Raw genomic sequence first — 21,006 nt, 5'->3', positions numbered from 1 at the left:
GTGGGGTCTGTATCGGTCTTTACCTCTAATCTTGCTTGCGATTGGAAATGCTTGTAAATATAGAGCGCGGTGATTCTGCTGCTGTCTCAGGGGGCAGGGTGCTGTGTTTAGCCGCTCGCGCAGTGCCGGTATTTTGCCGGCGGCATAGTGTTGCGGCTGTCTTAAAGCCATAAGCCAGGGAGTGAGGGAATGAAATTAGGTTTTCTGGGTTCGGGGACGATTGCTCTTGCCGTTATAACCGGTATTGAAAAATCTGCCTTGCGGGTTGAGCGCCTTGTTGCTTCAACCGCGGATATGGCGCAATCACGGCAAATGGCGGCCGATTTGCCTCGGCTGGAGCTGACGGAAGACAGTCAATATGTTGTGGATAATGCCGATATTATTTTTGTCGCTCTGCCCGGGCAGGTTTGCGAAAAAGTATTAAAGGGGCTGGTTTTCAGGCCGGGGCAAAAGCTGGTATCTTTTGTGCCGACAGAAAGCTGCGCGCGCCTGGCAGAAATGACCGGGCATAAATTGCCGGTATTTCGCGCTGTACCCCTGCCTTTTGCTGCCGAGCATAAAACAGTTACGCCGATTTTCCCGGCAGATAAAGATGTGCATAATATTTTTGCCCATATAGGCGGGGCGCTGGATCTGGATTCGGAAGAAGATTTCCGCTTATTTATGATGGCGGCCTCCTTTATGGGGGTTTATTATGCTTTTCTGAATTGTTTTAATGAATGGCTGGGCAGCAAAACTTCCAAAAAAGCTGAGGCGGCGCTTTATCTGGCAAAAATTTTCAATGCGCTTTCTGCCGAAGCGGTCAAACAGGATAAAGTGGATTTCCCCCGGCTGGAGAGAGAATATTCTACCAAAGGCGGGACAAATGAAATGATTTCTCGCCTGATGCAGGAAAAAGGCGGGCTGGAAGCCTTGAAAAAATCTTTAGATGAAGTCTTGCGTCATATTTCCAGATAAAATTTTCGGCACAATAATTAAGGCCGCTCAGGCTGGGCTGGCGCAAATATAGCCGGTCGGAGAATATGGCCAAGCCGCAACTGCACTCAGTCTCCCATTATTAGCTGCCATATTATAGCTAATCAGAAAATGCGGTCAAGCCGCAACAAGTTTATTATAGTAACGCAGGCAGGGGGCATTATAGCTAAAAAGACAAATACGGCCAAGCTGCAACAAAAGCCCTGCTGAATGCTGTTCGCCCAATATGTTCAACCACCTCAAACCGACCGAGGCGGGAAACATCGCCAATAACGCAGCCGCCAAACATAATTACCTGCTTTTCCATCTTTCCTGATAATTTCCTGCCGGCTCTCTGGCTGATGGCCTTTCAGACCATTTTTATAGACTCTTTGAGATTATTGAAAAGATTGTCTGATTATGGCACAAAATAGCTCTTTATAGCCAAAACAGACTCTAAAACCTCGTGTCGAATATTCTAAAATCTTTTGTCCGGTTACACTGAAAATTTAACCCGGCGGCGCTGTTTTCCTGATTACTGGAAAATAGCGCCGCAGCGGGATATAGCATTTGGTGCGTATATTACCGAATTGACGCTCACCGGAAAGAATAAAAAACTTCCCCCCCTGTTTCCTTAAATCATCAGTCTTCAGCCACCATAAAAGCAAATGTGGTGGGGCTGCCTACCGGCACAAACCGGCCGGTAAAACTCAGGCCGCCGGTCTCGCGATTAACGCGGAAGGAGGTTACAGCGTCAGAGCGCTGACCGGCCCAAAACAAAAACTCGCCGCCTGGGTCAAACATTATGGCGCGGCCATAATCCGCATGCGCCCAAACCTCTTCCTGCCAGGTCAGAGTGCCATCTGCCGCCACAGCAAACACTGTTACCGTATCAGCCAGCCGGTTTGAGGCATAAACATAGCGGCCATCACTCGATACAAGAATTTCTGCCGCCAGATTTGAACCGCGGAAATCCGGCGATAAAGTGCTGATTTCCTGTATTTTGGCCATTTCACCTGTGGTCGGATTAAAGTTTGAGACAATAATTCTGGAATTTTGCTCACATAAATTATAGAGGATTTGCCCATTGGCGCTAAAGGCAAAATGACGCGGCGCACTGCCCGGTTCCATTTCATAATAAGGTATTTTTGCCGGCATCAACCTGCCTTTGGCTAAATCCAGAGACCAGACATAAACGCGATCCAGCCCCGCATCATTGACCAGCACAAAGCGCCCGTCCGGGCTGGCGGCAACCATATGCGGGTGCGAACCGGAATGGTCGGAAACGGCAAAATTTCCCTCAGGATTATCCGCGGCGCGCGCCGGCTGGCGGGGGCCGCCATTATGCACTATATTTGTCGCTTCAGCCAATGAGCCATCGGCTTTAATCGGGAAAACCGCCACACTGCCGCCGGTATAATTGGCTGTCAGTACATATTGGCCGGAGGGGTGCACGCTTAAATGCGCCGGCACACTGCCGCCGGAGCTGACAGTATTAAGCTTTGTCAGGCTCCCTGTGCGCTTGTCAACGGCAAAGGCAGTTACACAGCCGTCACCTTCATTATTATAATCATCAAGCTCACTCACTGCATAAAGAAAACGGCAATCTTTCGACAGAGTAATGAAAGACGGGCTGGCAATATCAACAAATACTGTCAGCAAATTCAGTTGCCCGGTATCGCGATTCATTTCAAAGACGGAAATTCCCTGCCCGTTACCGGCGCCGCCGGGAGGCCCATGCCTTGTATAGCCGCCGATAAAACAAAAGACACGGGCTTGCGCCGCACCGATAGAGCGGCCGGCAGCAAAGGCAGGGCGAGAAAAAGCCAAAGACCCCAAGGCTGTAGACCCCAGAGCCGCAACCCCCAGGGCCGCAGCGCCCAGAGCAAAGGAACGTCGAGAAAAACGCTGCGACATAATATACCCGCCTTATAGTGTAAAAGCCAATATGGTTAATATATATTGCCCGCCGCTTTGTCAATATCAACAAGGGGCAGGCGATTATACATAAATATACATAAAGGCCCGGCTTTTTTCAACAAAACAACCGCTCTCCCGCCCTGGGCCGCCCCGGCAATAAGAGCAGCCGCAACCCGCCTTTGCCGGTGCAGGTGCTTTGAAAGCAGCCGGCAATGACTGGTTCGGAAAATTTACCGGTTTTTTTGGCGCCAAAAAGCGCAGCGGAAGAGTTCCGAACCGGTAAAGGCACCCAACAGAGCAATCTCAAGCCTGGCGATATTCAGCTAGCCGCAGAATTGCAGCGTGATGCGGCAAATAAGGTATTTTCAGAGCTGGAGGGAAGGGTAGATAGCCGCAAAGATCCGCTATTTATTTATTATTCCGACCCCAAATATGACAAAAGCGGCGCAAAATCATTAAAAGAAGGGTATACGCGTATACTTGAGAAGAAATATAAGTCTGAAGATTTTGAACCGGGCTTAAGCGTTTGGCCCTTGGACTACAGAGGACTATTAGACAAAAATATTATGATGTAAAAGAATTGGACGGTAAGAATCAAAGGCTTTTAGATGATATAACGCGCTGTAGCGATTACGCGGTGACGCCTGAACACCGCGCAAACCTCATGACCGGCCGCATTGGTAAATATGGCGATTAAGACCTCGCCCCTTTGGGAAACGGTGAAAAAGCGCGGGCAAATTGACTTAAACCATGTTGCAGGCATGATGAGGTATGAAGGCGCAACAGGGAAGCAGCATGATTTGCGTAATATGGCAAAGATGTTGGCAGATCAACGGGAAAGCGGGCATAGCGCAAGACCCAGTCCAGGCATTCAGGGGCAGTGAGGCTATCCGCAGTGTATATAAAGGAGTAAAACAGCATATGTCGCCGCATATGCGGCAGGCGATTGAGGCAAGCCTTAATCACGGCGAATTTCCGCTGCAAATGAACAGCGCGGAATATGAACGCGCTTAAACCGGCAAAAGCAGGAGACGCTGCCGACTATATGAAGCGGCAGCGTATAGCTAAAGCAATGCGTAAGGAGCTGGAAAGGTTAAAAGCAAGAGGGAAATAACTTAATCCCTATCAAGCCATTCCATGCGCAAGGGCGGCGGAATCTTTCTGCGAGGAATAACAAAACATAGCGGCTCTTTTTTACGATTTGCCGAGTCGTTCGGTAAAATCCTGTATTGGCATACAAGGTATAAAGACAGTTTCCCTTTCAGATCATTATATCCCGAAGGGAATTCCGCAGAATTATATAATGTATGTGTCTTATTTTTATCTCTAACTATTGGAATAAAGAAAACATCTCCTGCCTGAAGATACTTCATACCATCTTGCATATACGCGCAGTCTTCATTATCCAGCTTGTATGTTTCAAACTTCATAGCACACGCCTCTTTTTTCTAAAAAATAACATACACCAAACACAGTTAGAGTACAGCAAGCGCGCGAGTGGGCTGCGCTTGGGCGCTATGCCGGAGGGCGGGCGCAGGAAGCAATACGCCAAACGCGCGAGAATGGCGGCGTCTGGCCGTTTCCGCCTGGCTTTTATAGTAGATGAAAGCTGCTCTTGCGCGGCAAGCAGCTACCGGTAATTGGCAATTAAGACCCTGCCCCTTGTGGGCGGGGCATTTTTTTAACTAGCAAAATAGCCGCCCTTCGTTAGTTGGGCAGATTTTGCTGTCATTTTTGATAGCCTGTTTTATCAACCAAAGCTTGTCTACCACCAAATATACACAAATCCCTTTGTATATATAAAATCCCCATTTTTTGATATACAAAGCGGATAGCGTATCAGATTTGAGGTGCTAATACGCGTATTCAGGCTCACGCCCATGCCGATAAACAGGTTTTATTTTAAGCCCCATTTTAGCTGCCTGGCCGACCTTTCCCCATGATTCCTGAACATATTCCTTATCATTTGCAGGCTTAAACCGCGCTTTTAATCAGGTGTGTATTTTTTTATTTTTGCTCTTACAGATTATGCCCATTATATTGCCTGGCATGAGCTGGACAGTTGAAACTTTGAATGAAAATGTGGACGCGGAGATAGATGCTCTGCCGCGTCATCTGTGAGGCCAGCTGCTTCAGATAATGGAGCGGGTTGAATTGGCGGGCCTGGAGAATATGCGTGAGCCTCATGTTAAGCCTTTAGAGGATAAGGGAAATACGGGCAAAGGCTAAAGAGGGTATCGCGCGCGGCATCTACATCAGAGCCAAAGGGCGGCGGCTGATTGTGCTTCATGTGTTTGTTAAAAAATCGCAGAAAACGCCCAAGGCAGCGCTGGAAACAGCCCGGCAGAAAATGAAAGAAATAAAGCCATGACTACATTAACTGAATTGAAGAAAAAACATTTGCAAGATGCGGAAGTGCGGCGCGGATACGATGAAGCCGCCGCCGAGTTCGCCCTGGCTGACGAGCTTTTGAAGGCGCGCGCCAAAGCAAAATTGTCGCAAGAAGAACTTGCGCGCCGCATGGGAACATCACAAGCCTCCATTGCGCGGATAGAAAGTGGCAGGCTGCTTCCGAATCTCTCAACAGTTTACCGCTATGCCGCCGCTGTCGGAGCTAAAATTAAGATAAAAGTTCAGTTCTAAAAATTAGGAGGGTATTATGCTTCATGCAGTGCCTATAACTTTCGGGGTGCTGCTCGCTATTGTGATGTTCCCGCTGCTCCTGTGGTGCGGCGTGTGGTTGCTTGGGGTGGCTCTTAGGGCAGTTGGCGTGGTTGCGAGATTTGCTGTAAGTTTTTTAGGGAAACTCGCGGAATCTGGATTACGATGTTAGTGGTATTGATTACTGCTTCTGCTAATTTAGGAAATGTTTTTGATAAAATTGCAAATTGCTCTCCCTCCCTTGGCATAATTGCAACTCTTTTGGTCATGGCGATTATTACCGCAGGAATAGTTGCCTATAGTGCCTGGAAGGACGGGGATTTGTTGAAAGACCAAAACAAATAATGAACTAATTACAGCCTATAGTAGAAAAATGCCGCCATATTTTTTTATGAATTAGCAGAATAATTGCGGCTTGACCGCATTTTCTGATTAGCTATAGTGACGGGTGCCGAAGCAGATGAAATGGTGGCGTTGCGGCTTGGCCGCATTTCTGATTGGCTGTAATATAAGCACAGGCGCAGGGCACTCGCTATTCGTTGCGGCTTGTGCCTTTTGCCCCCGGGGAATGACTGCCAACCGCTGAAACTGGCTAATAAACAAGATAGCAGTCGACGATCTATCTGCCTTTGGCCGATCGTTACCGTCTTCCACTATATTTTACACGTGCTGCTGCTCCTGCCGGTGCATTGCGCGCCTTGCCGTTTCTACTGTTTCTCCCCCGGCGGTGAGGCGGCTTTCACTTCCAGTGCTCCGGCTCTATAGCCGGTAATGCGCACGCGGCTGCCTTTGGGCATATCCTCACCGCGGATCTGCCATAGGCTGTCATCAATATGCAGGCTGCCTTTATTACCGCTAATGGCGGTTTCCAAAATGAAGCTTTGGCCGATAAGCTCTGCTATTCGATTATTAAGAAAGAGTGCATCGCTGCCGCGTTTTTTGCTAAAATAGCGGCGGCTGAGCAAAACGGCAGCGCTCGAGCATAGCAGAAAAATGATAATTTGCCATTGCCAGGCGAGGAAGGGAAGAAAAACAGCGACTATAAGCGCGGTCGCCAAAGCGCCGGCGCCAAACCACACCAGAAAAATGCCCGGCAGTGCCAGTTCGGCACATAAGAGCGCCAGACCAAAAATAAACCAGAGCGATAAATTTGTCTCTCTCAGCCATTCCACCATCAGCTTTATGTCCTTTTAACGGCAGGAATCCTGGCCTTAAGCACTATTTTGCCGCTTTTCTCCACCGGTGCCTGCCGCAGCGCCTGTTATTTAAAGCTGCTCTCTGCCGCCTTGCCGCGCTGCCCGGCCGACAGCGGCATTAGCTTTATCTTTGGCATTATCGGCAAAAATATCTTTGGCAATAGCGCCAATACCGCCCAGCGAACCAATAAGAGAAGAGGCCTCCAGCGGCATAAGCACAAGTTTTTGATTATTGGCCGTGCCGATAGCCGCCAGAGCCTCAGTATATTTCTGGGCGATAAAATAGTTAATGGCCTGCATATTGCCTTCAGCAATAGCTTTTGACATGACATGCGTTGCCCTGGCCTCTGCCTCGGCCAGCCGCTCACGCGCCTCAGCCTCACGATAAGCGGCCTCACGCTTGCCTTCCGCCTCTAAAATCTGCCCCTGTTTTAACCCCTCGGCGCGCAAAATACTGGCATTGCGGCTTCCTTCCGCCTCCAGCACCTGAGCGCGTTTGTCACGCTCCGCCTTCATTTGCCGCGCCATGGCATCAACCAGATCGCGCGGCGGTTGAATATCTTTTATTTCAACCCGCGTCATTTTCATACCCCACGGGCCGGCAGCGGCATCGACCACATGGAGCAGTTTGTCGTTAATAATAGTGCGGTTGGAAAGCAGCTCGTCCAAATCCATCGAGCCGACAACTGTGCGAATATTGGTCATGGTCAAATTGAGCAGCGCATATTCAAGATTGGCAACTTGATAAGCGGCGCGCGCGGCGTTTAATACCTGATAAAAAGCCACAGCATCAACAGTAACAGTGGCATTATCCTTGGTGATAACTTCCTGCCGCGGCACGGCCAGAACCTGCTCCATAATAGAAAAGCGGGCGCCTATGCGGTCAATAAACGGCATAATAAGATTAAGCCCGGGCGATAATGTCCTGGTATAGCGGCCAAAACGCTCTACTGTCCACTGAAAGCCCTGCGGCACAATTTTAATACTGCCCCCCAAGGTGGCCACCACCAAAACGACCAGAAAAATGAGAACTGCACCAAAAGCCGACATAAGGCCTCCCAAAATCCGCGCCGTCTGATAAATTCCGGGCACTTGCGGCCCGAATACACATTGCCCCATTTTATCGCAAACAGCGCGCCTGTAAAGAATGAAAATAGCAGCAGCGGCTATTTTGCCTGTTATTTTGCCGGGCACAAGCGGTCATTGTCACGCTGAATGCTGCGCCGGCAATACAGGCGCAAACAGGCACGAACCCGGCTAAGGCACATACCGACTCCGCCCGCAGAGGCGGCCGGCACAGCTTCAATAAATAACTGGCGGCAGGGGCTGCCGGCGCTCCGGCTTTAAAGCCAGCCTTGTAATTCCTGCCGCACAATATGTTCAATCACGCGCATGCCTTCATCACTGTCATTCAGGCAGGGAATATGGGTGAAATCTGTGCCGCCGTTTTTATGAAAAATTTCCGCTGCTTCATTGCCGATTTCATCAAGTGTTTCCAGACAATCAGCAACAAAGCCGGGGTTAAAGACCGCGAGCGATGTGACACCTTCTTTCGCCAGTTTTTCTATCGTTTTATCCGTATAAGGCTGTAGCCACTCTTCCGGCCCGAAACGCGATTGAAAACACATGAGCAAAGCCTCATTATCAAGCCCCAGTCTCTGGCGCAAAGCCGCTGTTGTGCGCTTGCATTCTTCATAATAGGGGTCGCCGCGCCGGACATAGCTTTGCGGGATACCGTGATAAGAGGCAATCAGTTTTTCCGGCCGGTAAGAAAGCCCGGCCAAATGCGCGGTAATAGAATTGGCCAAAGCATCAATATAAACGGCATTATCGGCATAAGCCGGCGCAGTGCGCACGGCCGGCTGGCAGCGCATGGCTTTTAAACTGTCAAAAAATACATCATTGACAGTGGCGGTGGTGCTGGCCGCATATTGCGGATAAAGCGGCACAAGGAGAATATGGCCGCAACCGCGCGCAACCATGGCCTTGGCGACCGCGCCAATAGCCGGCTTGCCGTAACGCATGGCCCAATCTATATCCAGCTCCGCATTGGCGGTTTGTGCCTTTGCTGCAGCCTTGCTCTCGTGCAGGAGAGCGGCCAGTTTTTCTGCCTGGCTGCGCGTATAACTGCGCAAGGGAGATTCATTCTTTTCTCTATTCCAGATACGCGCATAGGCCGCGCCGGATTTTTTTGGCCTGGTGCTCAGGACAATAAGCCGTAAAATCGGCTGCCAGATAATACTCGGCCATTCAATAACGCGCTTGTCGGATAAAAATTCTGCCAGATAGCGGCGCATATTCCAATAATCAGTGCCGTCAGGCGTCCCCAGATTGGCCAGAATAACGCCGATGCGCCTGCTTTTATTATTATTTGTCATAATAGTGCCGCTGCTTTTCTCTTTAAACCCTCACCCCCTGGTCAAAACGAATTTGGTATTATTTTCAGTCGTGCAATAGAGTTTGGCTTTTGTCAAAGAGCAATTAACATGAGAAACCGTGCCGCGCACCAGAGAGCGCACTTCAATAGCGACAATATTGCCGCCGTTAAATGTATAATTGCCCTCGGATAATTTTTCATTAGTGTCGGGGGAGCGGGTCTCGAATACACCCTTGCGGAAAGTGGAAGAAATCCCGTTTGCATCTATCCAGCGGCCTTCCAGCGCCGTTTGACCGGCCTTGTTCGGCCCTTTGGCCCCAAAAGGGCTGGAATTATTGCCGAGCATATCGGAACAGGCGGCAAGCGCCAAAGCCGGCACAATAAAGCAGGATAAAACGAGCAATCGATGGACATATTGTGCCAATTTCAACTCCACAACCCAAATCACACGGAACCTGCCTGGCCTCAGGCAGGTTTAAAACGACATTCACCCGCCCCATAATTACGACTTTTTACAAGATTTTGCTAGGGCTGAATCGATTTTTTAACAAAAATAGGGTGATTTTGTCAAAAAAACGGTTTTCTGCTTTGGCGGCTTTATCGCTAAACCCGCGGCAAATTTTTTGCAATTATTTTTCTTGCCCCCGGTGGACAAAAGACAGAGATGCTGTTGTTTTCATAGAGTGCAGCGCCTTTCCATAAAAGCCTTCTGCCATAAATATGCTTTTAGCAGGTCAGATGTTGTAGCGGGTGGTTTCCGGTTATCGATGCGGGTATTCAAGGCCCGGCACGATTGCAGGATTATCCTTTTCAAGGCAAAAAGGCGTAATTTTTATGACAATTTCAGTGCTGATCGCGGGAGAAGATGCAGTCAAACGGGCAAAGCTTGCTTCGCCGCTTATTTCTGCCGGTTATTATATTATTGAGGCGGAAAGCGGGGCGCGCGCTGCCGATTTGTTAAAGCGGCGGCAGAATATTGCTCTGGCGCTGATTGATGTGGAAATGGCCGATATAAGCAATGTGGATTTTATTGCCAATATTCGTGCCGCCGGGGTAAAAATGCCGATTATTGCCCTGGCCGGCAATGAAGAAGATGAGCGCCTGCGCCGCGCTGTAACCGCCGGGGCTGATGATTTTCTCATTTATCCCATATCTCCGGCGCGGCTTGCTGTCTCGAGCGGCAATTTGCTGCAAAAACATTTGCTGCGCCGGGAGTTCCAAAGCTTCCTGCCTGGAGGGCAGGAAAAACCGCTTGCTGTTTCCAAATGGGTGTCGGGCAGCGCGGCTCAGCGCGATATGCTGGAAAAAGCAAAATCTGCCGCGCAGACAGGCGGTATTTTGCTGATTTGCGGCGAGGAAGCCAGCGGCAGGCAGGCTCTGGCCCGCGCCATTCACGAAGAAAGCCGGCAAAACAGAGCGCCGGGGACAAGCGGCGATAAAGGTGACAAGGTTCTGCCGCCGGCGCCGTTTATATTTATTTCCTGCGCAGCGAAGGGGGGGGGAGGCTCCGGCCTGCCGGATAATGCCGCGCTGGAGCAAAAAAGCACTGCGGCGAGCGGCGGCACATTATGTTTTGGCGATATTGACAGGCTGGATAAAGCGGAGCAGGCGCAGTTTTTGCGTTTTATTGAGCGGCAGGTGGAGCAGGGGCATTTGGCCTCACGGCGGGGCGGGAGCGGGGCGGGCAGCCGAAAAACCTTTCAGCTCATGGCGACTGCGGCAGAGGATTTGGAAGAATTAGTGGCCGAGGGTTCTTTTTCTATTGGCCTTTATAAGCGGCTTGGCACACGCATATTGCATGTGCCGCCTTTGCGCCGCCGGCGCGAGGATATAGCTGAAATTGCCCGGCATATTCTGGCGCGCATTGTCGGTGAAACAAAGCATGCCGCTTTAAGCGGCATTTCCGGGGCGGCAGCAGCGCTGCTGACGCAATATGACTGGCCGGGCAATTTTGCCGAGCTGGAAAATATGATGTTTCGCGCCGTATTATTGAGCGAGGGGCGCCTGCTGGTTTCACGCGATTTTCCACAATTACTGCGTGAAGATGAAGGACAGGAGCAGCCGGCTGACAGCGTAGCTTCCTCCCGTTTGTTTTATGATGCGGCCGGTCATATAAAACCTTTGGCCGAGGTGGAGAAAAGCGTCATTTTAGAGGCTATGCAGCGTTATCGCGGCAAAATAAGCGAGGTGGCCCGGCGGTTGCAAATCGGCCGCTCCACGCTTTACCGTAAATTGGAAGATTACGGCATTTATCCTGATAAATAGCTGTTGTCAGACAAAGCAGCGCTCCGCCTTTGCCCCGCCAATGATTTTCACTTTATTGATTCTGTGCGCAATGTTGACGGGGTGTTAAGATTTTTCCGGCATAATCGGCTGTCACCGATAGAGGCGCAGAATATTGATAAAACTGTGCCTCTATTGGGGTGTGTGGGTAAGGCGGCAGCTCCGGCTGCCGGTCAAGGGTTCAGGCGTATATGGCGGGTTGTTTTTTTAGCGATAAGCGGCGCTGCGGCAGCATGGTGCCGGCCGCTGTTTTTTGGCTGCTGGCGGGATTTGTCTGCCTTTTTCTCTCTCACAGGGCTTTGGCGCGGCCATATGGGGGCGGGGAGATACGATCGCTGAAAATTTATTTTGTGCACACGCAGGAAAGAGATAATGTCGTTTTTAAAAAAAACGGCCGCTATGTGCGCAGCGGGTTGAAACGGCTTGATTATTTGCTGCGCGACTGGCGGCGCAATGAGGCGGTCAATATGGATCCCCGCCTGTTTGACCTTATCTGGCAAATTTATCAGCTAAGCGGCTCAAAAGACTATATTCATGCGGTTTCGGGCTATCGTTCGCCGCAGACTAATGCCATGCTGCGTCTGGCTTCTCCCGCCGGCACTGTTGCCCGGCATAGCCGCCATATGGAAGGCCAGGCAATGGATTTTTATCTGCCTGATGTCAACCCCGCCTATTTGCGCGCCGTGGCGCTAAAATTGCAGGGCGGCGGCATTGGCTATTACCCTGCCTCTGCTTCTCCCTTTGTGCATGTTGATGTCGGTCAGGTGCGCCATTGGCCGCGTATGAGCCGGCAGGCGCTGGCTGCTTTGTTTCCTGACGGCAAAAGCCTGCATGTGCCCAATGACGGCAGACCTCTTGCTCATTATCAGGAGGCCGCAGCCGATTATAGACAGCGCGGCGCCGCGGCAGTGCCGGTTTTGTCGAGCCGGGTTTTGTTTGGCGGGCTGTCGCCGCAGCAGGTCACCCTGGTAGCGGCAGACGGCCGCCTGCCCCCTGGCCGCAGCGGCATGGCAGCCTTACCGCCGGCCGCAGTGGAAATGGCAGCAGCGCCGGCACCGGTTTTGGCCGGCTTTGCCTCCGGCCGGGTGCCGATACCGGTTGCAGCAAAGCCTTTTGGGCCGGAAACGGAAGATGTGTTTGACGAAGCCGATATGAAAACGGCCTTTATCCCTGTGCCGCAATTCAAGGCGGCGGCCGATATGGAGGAGAGCGGCAATGCTTTATTGGCTTATGCCCCGCTTGACAGGGCGGGGGCGGTTTTGGGTAACCGGGCCTTGCAGGCTTTAAGCGATATTGTGCCAATCCCCGCGGCCAGGCCGCTGCCGCTCGAAAATGGTGAGGCCGGCCGCAGCGACAGGAATGATAGCAGCAATAAGGCCAAACCCCGGATAATAGCGGTCATTGTGCCGCTGCCGCAGGCGCGGCCGACCGGGCAGGATAAAACCGGGGCGCTGGCGGCAGTGCGGGGGGAGACTGCACCCCTGCCTTATATCCCCCTGCCGCGAGCCAAAAACAAAAGCGGGCACAAGGCTAAAGGAACGGCGCCAATGATTTTCGCCGCTGATCGCCCGGGATAGGAAAAAGGAACAGCATAATGGCGCCTGTTGCAGCAAATGTGGCGGCACACTATCTGGCCGTGCCTTTAAAGGATAAGGGGCTGCCGCCTGAGCGTGATTCACACTCTGCCGGACAGGGAGCCGGCGCAAAAGGCATAATAGGGGGCACAAAAGGCAAGGCTGTCGGTCTTTATGGCGGTTCCTTTAATCCGCCGCATGAAGGGCATTTGCTGGTGGCGGAAACAGCCTTGCAATATTTGCGGCTGGACACTTTATGGTGGCTTGTTTCTCCCGGCAATCCGCTGAAAGATACAGCCGGGCTGGCGCCGCTGCCGCAGCGTATTGCCGCAAGCCGGGCCTTGATAACCGATCCGCGCATTCAAGTAACAGCGTTTGAAGCGGCGCTGGCAGCAAAGAATTCAGCCGCTATGCTGCGCTTTATTGTGCAGGCTAATCCGCACACGCATTTTGTCTGGATAATGGGGGCGGATAATTTGGCTGATTTCCATTTATGGCAGGATTGGCGGCAGATTATGCAGACATTGCCGCTGGCGGTGATTGACCGCCCCAATTTCAGCGCCGCAGATAAAGCGCCGGCAGCGCGGGAATTTGCCGCCGCCCGGGTGAGTGAGAAAGCCGCAGCAACACTGGCCGAGCAAAAGGCGCCGGCCTGGCTGTTTATTCACGGGCGGCGCTCGCCTTTATCTTCCACTATGCTGCGGCAAAGCCGCAAGACGCAAGATTGTAAAGCACGGGCAAAACCAAAAAACGGCCTTAAAAATATATAAAAGCGATAGCGCCGGCGGCCGGCCGGGTTCAGGGCAAACTTGCAGCCGGTGCCGGGCGCACCTATATAGACAGGGTTGCCTGTGCAAGGCCGCGGCGCAGGCAATAGAGAGATGAGGAAATGCAACAGCAAAACCAGGGACAAATATGAAAACAGGCGCAGCACAGGCAAAAACCGCCGGGACAGGCCGGGAAAGGCGGCCTGAAATCAGGCAGCAGGGGGAAGAGAGGGGCGAAGTGCAGGTTTTGCTGGCAGCGATTTGCGCCTTGCTGGCAGAAGGCAAAGGCGAAGATATTGTCGTGCTGGATATTGCCGCCCGTTCGGCGCTGGCTGATTATATGGTGATTGCCGCCGGCACATCGTCACGGCATTTGGCGGCGCTGGCCGACCGGCTGGCAGCAATGCTGAAAAACCGGGTCAAAGGCCCTGTCAGGGCTGAGGGTCTGGGCAGCGGTGACTGGGTTTTGATTGATGCCGGCGATATTATTGTGCATCTCTTCCGCCCGGAAATTCGCGCTTTTTACCGGCTGGAGACAATGTGGGAGCCTGATAATGGGCTGGTCAATGTGGCAGAAGATCTGGCGTAATAGATAATTATGCTGCTCAAGCCGGAAAATAGTTGAAGTGAAAGCCGTATTCCGATGCATATTGCGATTTTTGCCGTTGGGCGCCTGAAAAAAGGGGCAGAGGCCGATTTGGCAGATCTTTATACTGAGCGTTTTGCCAAAGCGGGGGCGCTTGTGGGTTTGCAGTTTGACGGTGTGCATAATATTGGCGAAAGTCGCGCTCCCACGCCGGAGCAGCGAAAGGAAGAAGAAGCCGCCGCCTTGCAGGCAGGCCGGAAGCGGGGCTGCCTGCTGGTGCTGTTGGACGAGCGCGGCAAAAACCTGTCTTCCCGCGCTTTTGCCCGGAATTTGCAGCAATGGCGGGATAAAGGGCAGCAAAATCTGCTGCTGGCGCTGGGCGGGCCGGACGGTTTTGCTGAAGCCATGCGGGGAGAGGCCGATATAATGCTGGCTTTCGGCGCCATGACCTGGCCGCACCGGCTGGCGCGTATCATGCTGGCAGAGCAGCTTTACCGCGCGGCGCTGATTTTGGCGGGCCACCCCTATCATCGCGATTAAGGTGGCCGGTATTGTATTAAAGGCTGTTTATGTGACCGGGCAAAAAGAGCGACAGGCTGCTTTGTATAAAGCGTGTAAGCGCCGCGCCGCCTGCGGCCTTTCCAGGGCGGCGGGTTTGTCGGCAGCAGTGATTGCAGCGGCGGCTTTTTTATTTGTCGCGCCGGCTGTCTCTGCCGGCGACAAACCGGCAGAGAGCAATCAGAAGCAGGCTGAGAAACAATCAATTTTGACTGAGGCGCGCCGTAATTTACAGCTTTCAACCGAACGCAGCGCTGCATACAAGGCTGAAGTGCAGGCGCTGAGCCAGGATCAAAAGCGTTTGAGCCGTGCTTTGGCCGCTGCCGCCGGCAAAGAGCAGTCTTATAGCGATGAAATTGCCGCCGGGCTGGAGCATTTACATGTTTTGGCGCAGCAACAGCAGCAACAGCAAAAGGTTTTGACTGCAAGACAGGCGGAAACGGCAGAAATTCTGGCCGGGCTGGAAAAACTGGGTCTTAGCCCGCCGCCGGTAATTTTTGTCCGCACTGAGGACAGGCGGCAATCGCTGCAGGCCGCAGTGCTGCTGGGCGCGCTTTTGCCGCAAATGCGGGCTAAAGCAGAGGCCGTGCAGGCGGATTTGGCGGCGCTTGAACAATTAGAGCTTGCGGCTAACGAGGCGCAGGAGCATTTGCGTCAGGCGCGTGAAAAACAGGCCGATGAGCATAGGCGCCTTGCTTTATTGCTGGAAGAAAAAAAGCGCGCACAGAGGCAAAAGCAGCAAAATTTGCAGGAAGAAGAGAAAAGTCGCAAAAAACTGGCGGAAAAAGTGCAGAATTTGCAGGATTTACTGGGTGAAATCAGCAAACAGACAGCCTCCCCCGGCACGGGTGCCGCGCCGGGGCAAATGCAAATAGAAGTGCCGTTTTCAACCTTGCGCGGGCTGCTGCCGCGGCCGGTTGCCGGGCGGCGGCTGGCCGGTTTCGGCCAAACAGTGGGGGGCAAATTGTCACAGGGTGAAATTATTGAAACAGCGCCGGCCGCCATGGTGCTGGCGCCGGCAGAAGGCGTGGTGCGTTATGCCGGGCGGTTTCGCTCTTACGGCCAGCTTGTCATTATTGATGCCGGCGAAAATTATTATATTATTTTGGCCGGCATGGCGCAAATTCATGTTGCACCGGAGCAATTCCTGTTGCAAGGTGAACCGGTGGGGAGTATGGAAAAGCTGCTGCTTGCCGATAAAGGCGGTTTTATGGTAAATAAGGCGGCGCCGCAGCTTTATATGGAAATAAGGAAAGACGGCAAACCGGTTAACCCCGCTTTGTGGTGGGCGGCAACGCGGCAAAAAATGCGTCAGGCCGGGCAGCCGCAATAAAGTGCCGCACCGCAGGTGAGCCGCAGCAGAAAAGTGACAAACAAAGGGAAGAAAGAAGGCCGATGTTTCGTAAAATGAAATTTGTTCTGGCTGGTGCTCTATTGGGCGCGGCTTCCATGATTATGGTGCATTCTTTTGCTGCTCCCAAAACTGTCACTATAGACGATAATGCCGGGACTTATCGCAGTCTTGCCCTTTTTGGCGATGTATTTGAGCGCGTGCGTATGCAATATGTCACCAAACCCGACGACAGAAAAATGGTCGAAAATGCCATTAACGGCATGTTAACTTCGCTTGATCCGCATTCCTCTTATATGAATAGTGAAGCCTCAAAAGATTTGAACGAAACAACAAAAGGTGAATTTGGCGGTTTGGGGCTGGAAGTGACAACCGATAAAGATAGTATCAAGGTTATCGCGCCGATTGATGATACGCCTGCGGCCAAAGCCGGCATTCAGGCCGGCGATTTGATTGTCAAGGTTGACGGCAAACCTGTCCGCGGCATGAATTTGACCGATGCGGTTGATAAAATGCGCGGCAAAGCCGGGACAGAAGTCAAGCTGACTCTGGTGCGCAAAGGCGTTAACAAGCCGATAAATATTAGCCTGAAACGCGCTATTATCAAGGTGAAAGCGGTGAAATACCGTATTGAAGGCGGTGATGTCGGCTATTTGCGCATTAGCCAGTTTACCGGCCGCACTTATGAAGACTTGACCAAAGCTATTGCCGATATTCAGGCTAAAGTGCCGGCAAGCCGGCTGAAAGGTTATATTGTTGATTTGCGCCTTAACCCCGGCGGTCTGCTTAATCAGGCAGTGGCGGTCTCTGATGTTTTTCTGAATAAAGGCGAGGTGGTTTCTATTCGCGGGCGCAATCCCGGTGATATTATCCGCTATGATGCCCGCGCCGGTGATTTAACCCATGGCAAGCCGGTTATTGTGTTGATAAATGGCGGGTCGGCCAGTGCTTCGGAAATTGTCGCCGGCGCTTTGCAGGATCATCGCCGCGCCACTATTCTGGGCACGCAGTCTTTTGGCAAAGGCAGTGTGCAGACTATTATCCCATTGGGGGGGGATAATGGCGCCCTGCGTTTGACAACGGCGCTTTATTACACTCCTTCCGGACGCTCTATTCAGGGCAAGGGCATAACCCCGGATATTAAAATAGAGCAGCCTTTGCCCAAGGATTTACAGGGTTATGACGTTAATTTTGGTGAATCGGAATTGCAGGGGCATATTAAAGGCAATGAAGAGACAGATAAAGGCTCCGGATCGGCCGCTTATGTGCCGCTCTCGGCCAAGGACGATATACAGTTGCAAAACGCGGTGAAATTATTGCAGGGAGTAGAGAAAAACCCTGCTTTTCCGCCTGATCCCAATAAAGATGTCTTGAAACAGGCTATGCTGGGCAAGCCGGATAATGTCGGTGGTAAAGCCGGTGCCGGTGAAACGGAGCATAAAACCGAATAATGGTTTTATCAAAGCGTTTTGTCCATGCCGCACCGGCGTGGTTTTTCAGCGATTGGGGTCGGCGGCTATGATTGCGGCGCCGGCGCCGGGGCCGGGCAAACAGGGTAAGGCGGTTATGAACACAATAAAATCCGGGCAAAAAGCGCCGCTGCCATTGCGGCCTTGTGTCGGCATTGCCCTGTTTAACCGGCAAGGCCGTGTATGGGTGGGGCGCCGCCGTCATGCCGGCAGCCTGCTGCCAAATGCGGCAAAAGGCTTATGGCAATTACCGCAAGGCGGGATTGAAGCAGGGGAGGTTCCGCTGGCGGCGGCAAAACGGGAATTATGGGAAGAAACGGGGGTAAAATCTGCCGAATTTCTGGCCGAGGCAAAAAATTGGCTGTCTTATGAATTGCCGGCGGAATTATTGGCCGGCAAGCGGGGGAAAAAGCCGCTGGGCGGCCGTTATCGCGGCCAGACACAAAAATGGTTTGCTTTTTTATTTACCGGTGAGACAAGTGAAATCGCCGTGAATCCGCCCCCGGCGGGCAATGAGACGGAATTCGATATTTGGGAATGGCGCGATTTGGCGGCCATAATTGAGGATATTGTTGCTTTCAAGCATGATATTTATCGGCAGGTGGCGGCCGAATTTGCGCCGATAGCGGCAGAGCTGCATCGCTCGGCTGGGGGGCAATAATGCTGTTATCCTGCTTTTTCCAGGCCGAAAACTATCTGAGCTGAGAATACAATAATGCCAAGGGGGAGGCGGTTTGTCTTCCACTGTAGCAGTGGTATGGATAAGGGCGCAACAGGCCGGGCAGCGCGGGGTATAGACTGAGCTATAAAAACCGGCTTATGCTTGTCATTGTTTTTCTTGAAGCGGGTTTTATAGCTCAGTCTATACCCCGCGCTGCCCGGCCTGTTGCGGCCGCGGGCAAAAATCGTTGCAAAAGCTTTATCCAGACCATCGGCTAATAGCCCGGCATCATGCTGGTTATCAATAGGGCCGCGCTTGGCGGCCATAGCGCTTGCGCAGCAGTTTTATGCTCTGTTTGCTCATCATTGAGAGAGGCTTGCCAAAGAATTCTATGATTTTTAAAACTAATAGAACAGCTTGCGCAAGAGAACCGGCAAGATAATATTATTTGCCGCCGGCGCGGGCAAAATATCAGCTTGCCAAAGCGGCGAGTTTTGCTGCCAGAGCCTGTTTGTCACCCCGCAAGGCCAGGTGTTTAAAGCGCGCCGTGTGGCCGCGAATAAGCGCAATATCACGCGCCGCTATGTTCAGGCTCCTGCTTAAAAATTGAATCAGCGCTTTATTCGCTTCGCCGTTTGAGGGCACAGCGCGCAACTGGATATTAAGGCAGCATTTGCCGTTTTCCTGGGTAAACAGGCCGGCCGCGGCGTCTTGCCTTGCCTTTGGCGTCAGCCGGACAAAAAGCGCCAGCCCGTCTTTTTCTTCCCGGTAAAATGTGCCTGCTTCCATATAACCGCCTTTACCTGCCCCGACAGCCTTATTCCTGCCCGGCAATCAGACGAAAAGCGGATAAATTGTGCTCCACATAAAATTCTGGATAAAAAAGATAATAAGAAAAACCACTAAAGGTGAAATATCAACCGAACCGAAATTAGGCAAAACGCGGCGTATCGGCTTTAAGACAGGCTCGGTCATGGAATAGAAAAAGCGGCCGATAATGCGCACCACATTATTATGCGGGTTGACAATATGAAAAGCATAAAGCCATGAAAAAACAGCAGCGCCAATCAAGACAAAGAGATAAAAATTCAACACAAGATCAATAGTTTTAAATAAGGCATACATTTAAGAGGCTCCTGATTCTCTCTTTTATATAGCGCACGGCACCGCCGGCGCCCCCTTTTGTAAAGCGCTTTAAGCAAATAGTGCACCCCCGATATTAGCCTGATCCGGTTAAAAAAGTCACAAAGATATGGAGCAGTAAATAATAGAACCAGACGCAAACGAAACCGGCTGGCGGCTTTTATGGCCTTAAAGCGCGAAATATATATAACCGGCTATAAGCTGGCCGCAATTTCAGAGCCCGCAGGTTAATTTCCCCTATTGCAGATATTTTTGCGCTGCGTTTTTGATAGAATCCGCATATTTATAAATATCATCAATGGTTTCAATTTCAATTTTTTCTTCATTCTCTTTATCAAACAGACCGATACGCTTTATTTTGGCATTAAAATAAAGTCTGATAAGCGGCTTTCTATTATTATTGTCCAGCAAAATGGCGCAATAGGATTTGGCATCGCGCATAACAACCCGCTCTACGGAAATAATTTCTCTGGCAATATTTTTGGCAATCATATGCGCTTCTATTTCTTCTTCCGTTGTTATGATTTCCAAATCATTGGCGCTATCGGCAGCTTTGTCCAGTTTTTCATCGGTCGCAGAAGTGTCGTTTAAAGCCGAAGATAAGCGGCTTTGGACAAGTTCCGTGATAATTTCCCTGAAAGCGTTTTTTGTCAGCGGTGAGAGCATTTCCAGCACATTGGCGGTCAGCCTCCCTCCATATATATCGGCGCAAACCAGGCGGACGAAATTCTCCGGCGGATTTTCCATAATTTTTAGAATATTCTGCTTTATGCCCGATGTATATTTCAGACGCTCTGCCGTAGCTAAAATCGTGTCAATATCAAAGGCTCTTTTTTCAAATTTCTTCAGCTCATTGACGGTATTGGCATTATATTCCGTAATGTCAAAGGTAAAAAACGGCCTTGCGTCAAGTTTGTTTTTTTCGTCCAGATCCGTGTAAAACTGAAAATAGCGGCCATTGGTCAAAATAGCGAATTTGGCATTTGTTACGCTGAAATAGCGATATAATTGGCTTAAATGCTTTGTCTCAAGCGGGCTGGAAAGGGCTTTGCACTCGATCAATATACGCACTTCGTTTTCAGAAAATATGGCGTAATCAACTTTCTCCCCCTTTTTGCCAACAGCATCGGCCGTAAATTCGGGGATAACTTCCAGCGGGTTGAAAACATCATAACCCAAAGCCCGCAAAAAAGGCAGGATAATGGAGGTTTTGACCGCTTCTTCCGTCTGTATTGTCTCGGCGTGATTCTTTATCCTCGCTGCCAGTGTCTTTAATATATCTTCTATCTGCTCCATTGAAGTTCTCCCGCCGCTGCTTAAGTGTTTAAACCCGATTTCAAAATAGCCGAGCCTGTCTGGGAGATGTAGAAGATAGAGACTGCAAGAGAAAGGCCCAATTCCGCGCCTGTTCGGCTTATTAACAGTTTCTTATTAAAAATTGCATTTTTATTTAGAAAATCTTGCCCGCCTATGCGGAAAATATAAAAGAGAGGCCGCAGCCTCTCT

The 21,006-nt window shown here is 51.3% G+C and carries 21 protein-coding genes and 1 pseudogene; 13 read left to right on the top strand and 9 right to left on the bottom strand.

The genetic code is table 11. The annotated features are described in order from the left end of the window. Positions 1-189 precede the first annotated feature (189 nt). Positions 190-957, top strand: coding sequence for a pyrroline-5-carboxylate reductase (locus DPQ22_RS05390; protein WP_150213900.1), 768 nt, complete (start codon positions 190-192; stop codon positions 955-957). Between the two features lie 639 nt (positions 958-1,596). On the opposite strand, the gene DPQ22_RS05385 is transcribed toward DPQ22_RS05390, so the two are convergent. After that, positions 1,597-2,871 (bottom strand): lactonase family protein, encoded by a 1,275-nt coding sequence (locus DPQ22_RS05385; RefSeq protein ID WP_150213898.1) that lies wholly within the window; start codon positions 2,869-2,871, stop codon positions 1,597-1,599. A 245-nt stretch (positions 2,872-3,116) separates the two neighbouring features. On the opposite strand from DPQ22_RS05385, the gene DPQ22_RS05380 reads away from it, so the two are divergent. After that, positions 3,117-3,449 (top strand): hypothetical protein, encoded by a 333-nt coding sequence (locus DPQ22_RS05380; protein ID WP_150213896.1) that lies wholly within the window; start codon positions 3,117-3,119, stop codon positions 3,447-3,449. Positions 3,450-3,989: 540 nt separating this feature from the next. Here DPQ22_RS05380 and DPQ22_RS05375 read toward each other — a convergent pair. After that, positions 3,990-4,304 carry a hypothetical protein gene (locus DPQ22_RS05375; RefSeq protein WP_150213894.1) on the bottom strand — a complete coding sequence of 105 codons (315 nt, stop codon included), beginning with the start codon at positions 4,302-4,304 and terminating at the stop codon, positions 3,990-3,992. 773 nt (positions 4,305-5,077) lie between these two features. Here DPQ22_RS05375 and DPQ22_RS09190 point away from each other — a divergent pair. From DPQ22_RS09190 to DPQ22_RS05360, 3 genes are all read left to right on the top strand, one after another. Further along, positions 5,078-5,245 carry a type II toxin-antitoxin system RelE/ParE family toxin gene (locus DPQ22_RS09190; protein ID WP_320411422.1) on the top strand — a complete coding sequence of 56 codons (168 nt, stop codon included), beginning with the start codon at positions 5,078-5,080 and terminating at the stop codon, positions 5,243-5,245. Beyond that, positions 5,242-5,517 (top strand): helix-turn-helix domain-containing protein, encoded by a 276-nt coding sequence (locus tag DPQ22_RS05365; protein ID WP_150213892.1) that lies wholly within the window; start codon positions 5,242-5,244, stop codon positions 5,515-5,517. Before DPQ22_RS09190 ends, DPQ22_RS05365 begins: the two co-directional genes overlap by 4 nt. 183 nt (positions 5,518-5,700) lie before the next feature. Then, entirely contained in the window at positions 5,701-5,880 is a 180-nt protein-coding gene (locus tag DPQ22_RS05360) for a hypothetical protein (protein ID WP_150213890.1), read from the top strand. Positions 5,881-6,242: 362 nt separating this feature from the next. Here the strand turns inward: DPQ22_RS05360 and DPQ22_RS05355 are convergent, their stop codons facing one another. The 4 genes from DPQ22_RS05355 to DPQ22_RS05340 all read right to left on the bottom strand — a co-directional run bounded on the left by DPQ22_RS05355 (position 6,243) and on the right by DPQ22_RS05340 (position 9,556). Next, positions 6,243-6,710: an NfeD family protein gene (locus tag DPQ22_RS05355; RefSeq protein ID WP_150213888.1), complete on the bottom strand. Its 468-nt coding sequence runs from the start codon at positions 6,708-6,710 to the stop codon at positions 6,243-6,245. Positions 6,711-6,800: 90 nt separating this feature from the next. After that, the gene (locus DPQ22_RS05350) at positions 6,801-7,781 is read right to left on the bottom strand and encodes an SPFH domain-containing protein (protein ID WP_150213886.1); all 981 of its coding nucleotides are present in this window, start codon (positions 7,779-7,781) and stop codon (positions 6,801-6,803) included. A gap of 293 nt (positions 7,782-8,074) precedes the next feature. Further along, entirely contained in the window at positions 8,075-9,109 is a 1,035-nt protein-coding gene (gene hemH / locus DPQ22_RS05345) for a ferrochelatase (RefSeq protein ID WP_150213884.1), read from the bottom strand. A 30-nt stretch (positions 9,110-9,139) separates the two neighbouring features. Then, a complete protein-coding gene (locus DPQ22_RS05340; protein ID WP_150213882.1) occupies positions 9,140-9,556 on the bottom strand; it encodes a hypothetical protein in 417 nt (138 codons plus the stop codon). Positions 9,557-9,942: 386 nt separating this feature from the next. Here DPQ22_RS05340 and DPQ22_RS05335 point away from each other — a divergent pair, with 386 nt between their 5' ends. From DPQ22_RS05335 to DPQ22_RS05300, 8 genes and pseudogenes are all read left to right on the top strand, one after another. Further along, positions 9,943-11,373 carry a sigma-54-dependent transcriptional regulator gene (locus DPQ22_RS05335; RefSeq protein WP_150213880.1) on the top strand — a complete coding sequence of 477 codons (1,431 nt, stop codon included), beginning with the start codon at positions 9,943-9,945 and terminating at the stop codon, positions 11,371-11,373. 209 nt (positions 11,374-11,582) lie between these two features. Then, a complete protein-coding gene (locus DPQ22_RS05330; protein ID WP_150213878.1) occupies positions 11,583-12,968 on the top strand; it encodes a DUF882 domain-containing protein in 1,386 nt (461 codons plus the stop codon). A 17-nt stretch (positions 12,969-12,985) separates the two neighbouring features. Then, entirely contained in the window at positions 12,986-13,735 is a 750-nt protein-coding gene (locus tag DPQ22_RS05325) for a nicotinate-nucleotide adenylyltransferase (RefSeq protein ID WP_150213876.1), read from the top strand. 145 nt (positions 13,736-13,880) lie between these two features. After that, a complete protein-coding gene (gene rsfS / locus DPQ22_RS05320; protein ID WP_150213874.1) occupies positions 13,881-14,321 on the top strand; it encodes a ribosome silencing factor in 441 nt (146 codons plus the stop codon). Between the two features lie 54 nt (positions 14,322-14,375). Beyond that, complete coding sequence (rlmH, locus tag DPQ22_RS05315) at positions 14,376-14,858, top strand: 23S rRNA (pseudouridine(1915)-N(3))-methyltransferase RlmH (protein ID WP_150213872.1); 483 nt, start codon at positions 14,376-14,378, stop codon at positions 14,856-14,858. Between the two features lie 115 nt (positions 14,859-14,973). Further along, positions 14,974-16,209: a murein hydrolase activator EnvC family protein gene (locus DPQ22_RS05310; RefSeq protein ID WP_150213870.1), complete on the top strand. Its 1,236-nt coding sequence runs from the start codon at positions 14,974-14,976 to the stop codon at positions 16,207-16,209. Between the two features lie 62 nt (positions 16,210-16,271). Next, a pseudogene (locus tag DPQ22_RS05305) lies at positions 16,272-17,600 on the top strand (S41 family peptidase); the annotation flags it as partial. A gap of 28 nt (positions 17,601-17,628) precedes the next feature. Further along, positions 17,629-18,357, top strand: coding sequence for an RNA pyrophosphohydrolase (locus DPQ22_RS05300; RefSeq protein ID WP_320411419.1), 729 nt, complete (start codon positions 17,629-17,631; stop codon positions 18,355-18,357). A gap of 471 nt (positions 18,358-18,828) precedes the next feature. Here the strand turns inward: DPQ22_RS05300 and DPQ22_RS05295 are convergent, their stop codons facing one another. The 3 genes from DPQ22_RS05295 to DPQ22_RS05285 all read right to left on the bottom strand — a co-directional run bounded on the left by DPQ22_RS05295 (position 18,829) and on the right by DPQ22_RS05285 (position 20,796). Further along, positions 18,829-19,146, bottom strand: a complete 318-nt coding sequence (locus DPQ22_RS05295; RefSeq protein ID WP_150213866.1) for a DUF167 family protein — start codon at positions 19,144-19,146, stop codon at positions 18,829-18,831. A gap of 45 nt (positions 19,147-19,191) precedes the next feature. Next, positions 19,192-19,482 carry a YggT family protein gene (locus DPQ22_RS05290; RefSeq protein ID WP_150213865.1) on the bottom strand — a complete coding sequence of 97 codons (291 nt, stop codon included), beginning with the start codon at positions 19,480-19,482 and terminating at the stop codon, positions 19,192-19,194. A gap of 255 nt (positions 19,483-19,737) precedes the next feature. Beyond that, a complete protein-coding gene (locus tag DPQ22_RS05285) occupies positions 19,738-20,796 on the bottom strand; it encodes a type I restriction endonuclease (protein ID WP_150213863.1) in 1,059 nt (352 codons plus the stop codon). Between the last annotated feature and the right edge of the window lie 210 nt (positions 20,797-21,006).

Origin of the sequence: Candidatus Tokpelaia sp. (assembly GCF_008636115.1) — a bacterium.
In the GTDB taxonomy this organism is placed as follows: domain Bacteria; phylum Pseudomonadota; class Alphaproteobacteria; order Rhizobiales; family Rhizobiaceae; genus QLZD01.
The sequence above is the reverse complement of the archived record's forward strand: the minus strand, read 5'-3'. Positions and strand labels throughout refer to the sequence as shown.